At 71.6% G+C, this 3,553-nt stretch carries 3 protein-coding genes; 1 reads left to right on the forward strand and 2 read right to left on the reverse strand.

What is annotated here, in order from left to right; genetic code table 11:
* Positions 1–744 (reverse strand): amino acid permease (locus AB0K09_RS31440; RefSeq protein WP_366068800.1); only part of this gene is annotated, 744 nt, incomplete at its 3' end.
* A 265-nt stretch (positions 745–1,009) separates the two neighbouring features.
* Complete coding sequence (locus AB0K09_RS31445; protein WP_366068801.1) at positions 1,010–2,416, reverse strand: amino acid permease; 1,407 nt, start codon at positions 2,414–2,416, stop codon at positions 1,010–1,012.
* A 353-nt stretch (positions 2,417–2,769) separates the two neighbouring features.
* Between AB0K09_RS31445 and AB0K09_RS31450 the strand changes: the two genes are divergently transcribed.
* On the forward strand, positions 2,770–3,378 hold the full coding sequence (locus AB0K09_RS31450; RefSeq protein ID WP_366068802.1) for a biotin transporter BioY: 609 nt from the start codon (positions 2,770–2,772) through the stop codon (positions 3,376–3,378).
* Positions 3,379–3,553: the final 175 nt, after the last annotated feature.

The raw sequence follows: 3,553 nt of genomic DNA on the forward strand, positions 1-3,553 counted from the left end.
GGCCGCGGCGTTGGTGACCGTCTCCAGGCCGCCGTAGGCGAAGACGGAGGCGAGCAGGCCGACGACGAGGCCGTCCAGGCCGGTGGGGAAGAAGCCGCCGTGACCGGTGAGGTTGTCGGCGCCGGGGGAGTCCGTGCCGGGCAGCACGCCGACGATGGCGAGGACGCCGAGGATCAGGAAGACGCCGATGGCGGCCACCTTCAGGGCGGCGAACCAGAACTCGAACTCGCCGAAGTTCTTCACCGCGGCCAGATTGGTCCCGGTGAAGACGACCATGAAGAGCGCGACCCACATCCACGACTGGGTGCCGGGGAACCAGCTGGTCATGATGCCTGCCGCGCCGATGCCCTCGGCGGCGACGGCGACGCACAGCAGCGTCCAGAAGACCCAGCCGGCCGTGAAGCCCGCCCACGGGCCGATGGACCGCTCGGCGTGCACCGAGAAGCTGCCGGAGGCCGGGTTGGCGGCCGACATCTCACCGAGCATGCGCATCACGAGCATGACGAGGATGCCGGAGACCGCATACGCCAGCACGATCGACGGGCCGGCCGCCGCGATGCCCGCGCCGGAGCCGACGAAGAGCCCGGCCCCGATGACGCCGCCGAGCGCGATCATCGACAGATGGCGCTGCTTGAGGCCGTGCGTCAGGGCGGAGGAGGAACCGGAGGAGTCGGGGGATTGCGGCGCGGTGGCCGGAATCGTGTCGGGGGCCTCGCACTCCTGCGAGGGGGGTATGCCAGTCATGATCGTGAGAGCCCCGTTGCGTGTGAGCGGAAAAGTTGCCTCAGTGTGGGGTTCATGTTCGCTGAGGACAACACCCCGGACACATGTGTCCGATATTCAGACACACCCGTGACCTTGTGTGCCTGACATATCGGCAGAAATGAACCGCCAGAAACGTCTGATAACGAATTGATGGAGGTGGATTCCGCGAAGAAGCGGAATCCGGGAGGAGGGCCGGTGGACGCCGGCGCGCGCCCGTGGTCCGTACCGCGCTCCCCCGCCGTCCTCAGCGCGCCCGGGGAGCGCCCCGGCGCAGCCGGAGCTCGCGCAGGCCCGCCACGACGAGCACGGCACCCGTCGCGGCCGCCGACCACAGCAGCTGCGGCCGGGCCTCGCTGTCGGTCAGCATGAGGACCAGCACGGCGGCCATGGCGGCCAGCGCGGTCCAGGTGAGATACGGGAAGAGCCACATCTTCAGCGCCAGCCGGTCCGGGGTCTCCCGCTCGATCCGGCGCCGCAGCCGCAATTCGGAGACGGCGATCAGGGCCCAGACGAACAGCAGGACCGCGCCGACCGCGTTGAGCAGATAGCGGAAGATCGAGTCGGGCCACTCCAGATTGAGAATGACCGACGCGAAGCCGAAGGCGACCGAGGCGAGCACCGCGCGGAGCGGCACCCCGCCGCGCGAGACGCTCAGCAGCGCGCGCGGCGCCTCGCCGCGCTCGGCCAGCGAGAAGATCATGCGGGAGGAGCCGTAGAGGTTGGCGTTGAGCGCCGACAGCAGCGCGACGAAGACCACGATGTTCATGATCTGGCCGGCCCCCGGCACCCCGAGGTGGTCCAGCACGGCGACGTACGGGCTCAGGCCCGGCTTCATCGCCGTCCAGGGCAGCAGCGTGACGATGACGAGCATCGAGCCGACGTAGAAGAAGAGGATGCGCCACACGGCACTGCGCACCGCCCGGGCGACCGCGCGCGCCGGGTCGTCGGACTCGGCGGCGGCGATGGTGACGACCTCCAGCCCGCCGAAGGCGAAGACGACGGCGAGGACGCCGGAGACGACGCCGCTCCAGCCGTGCGGCAGGAAACCGCCCTGCCCGGTGAGGTTGCTCATTCCCACCGCGTCGGTGTCCGGCAGCAGGCCGAAGATCGCGAGCAGCCCCAGCCCGAGGAAGAGCACGATCGCGCCGACCTTGAGCGCGGCGAACCAGAACTCGAACTCACCGAAGTTCTTCACGGCCGCGAGGTTCGCGGACGTGAAGACGATCATGAAGACCAGCACCCAGGCCCACTGCGGGACCGCCGGCGCCCAGCCGTGCGCGATCTGCGCCGCGCCGGTCGCCTCGACGGCCAGGACGACCACCAGCAGAAACCAGTACAGCCAGCCGACCGTGAACCCGGCCCAGCGGCCCAGCGCCCGCTCGGCGTGCACCGAGAAGGCGCCCGAGGCCGGCAGGGCCGCCGAGAGCTCGCCCAGCATGCGCATGACCAGCATGGCCAGGGCGCCCGCGATCAGGTACGACACGATGATCCCGGGCCCCGCCACGGCGATTCCGGCACCCGAGCCGACGAAGAGGCCGGCGCCGATCACGCCGCCCAGACCGAGCATCGTCAGATGCCGCTGCTTGAGCCCCGCGGCCAGTGGTTCTCTCTCGCCAGCCAGCGGCTCGGCGAGGGGCTGTTCGTCGTGCATGGGGCTCGGACTCTCGGATCTGTGCGGGGCCGGTGCGGGAGGCCCTGTGGCTCTCTGCGCTTTTGCGGATGCGCGTGCGAATCGCGCAAGTAAAGGGATCCTCCCACGATCTCCCGGGCCGGGGCCTGTAGCCAAGCCGCGCGGGGCCCGTCGTGACCAGCATCACGCGCTCGCCGCGGGCACCGTCCAGAAGCCCTGCAGAACCCGTACAGAAGCCCGGTGGAAAGGCCCGCCGACGGGCGGAACCCGCCAAGCGGGGCGTGGCGCCTTTGTCGCTTGCGGCCCGTGTCCGGCGCGTGAGCCTCGGTTAACGTCACCGTGTCCTTACAAGCCCTTCACCCCGCGGAGTACCGATGGCCACCGCCGCCGCTGTTTCCCGTGCCCCCCGGACCGGTACGGTCCTCGCCGATCTGCTCCCGGCCTCGACGGCCGGCCGGGCCCGCGTCCGCGACGCCGCCCTGGTCCTCGGCGGCGCCGCCCTGACCGGCCTCGCCGCTCAGCTGACCGTGCCCGTGCCCGGCTCGCCGGTGCCGGTCAGCGGCCAGACCTTCGCCGTCCTGCTCGTCGGCACCGCGCTCGGCGCGCGCCGTGGCTTCCTCTCCCTCGCCCTCTACGCCGTCGCGGGCGTGGCCGGCATGCCGTGGTTCGCCGAGGCCCGCTCGGGGGCGGCGTTCCCGTCCTTCGGCTATGTGCTGGGCATGCTGCTCGCGGCGACGGTCGTGGGGGCGCTGGCCCGCCGGGGCGCGGACCGCTCGGTCCTGCGGACCGCCGGGACGATGGCGCTGGGGTCGGCGATCATCTACGCGATCGGCGTGCCGTACCTGGCGCTTGCCACGCACATGACCATGTCGCAGGCGGTCGCGGCGGGGCTCACCCCGTTCCTCATCGGTGATGCGCTCAAGGCCGCGCTCGCCATGGGGGCGCTTCCGGCGGCTTGGAAGCTGCTGGGCCGCAGGGGCTGACGCACAGCGCCCCGTAGGGGCGCGGGGAACTGCGCGATCGGCCACCGACTGCCCGCAGCCGACGCACCGCCCCGGGGCCCGAGCCAGCGCCCCGTCTGCGGGCGCGTCGTGGCTTGTCGCGCAGTTCCCCGCGCCCCTTACGGGGCGCCACTGTCCATAACAAGTGCGGGCCCGC

The sequence above is a fragment of the Streptomyces sp. NPDC049577 genome (assembly GCF_040675635.1).
Lineage (GTDB): Bacteria > Actinomycetota > Actinomycetes > Streptomycetales > Streptomycetaceae > Streptomyces.

Excerpts from the sequence above, each read along its gene's own strand:
- AB0K09_RS31445 (WP_366068801.1), bottom strand. The coding sequence starts at position 2,416 with ATGCACGACGAACAGCCCCTCGCCGAGCCGCTGGCTGGCGAGAGAGAA.
- AB0K09_RS31450 (WP_366068802.1), top strand. The coding sequence starts at position 2,770 with ATGGCCACCGCCGCCGCTGTTTCCCGTGCCCCCCGGACCGGTACGGTC.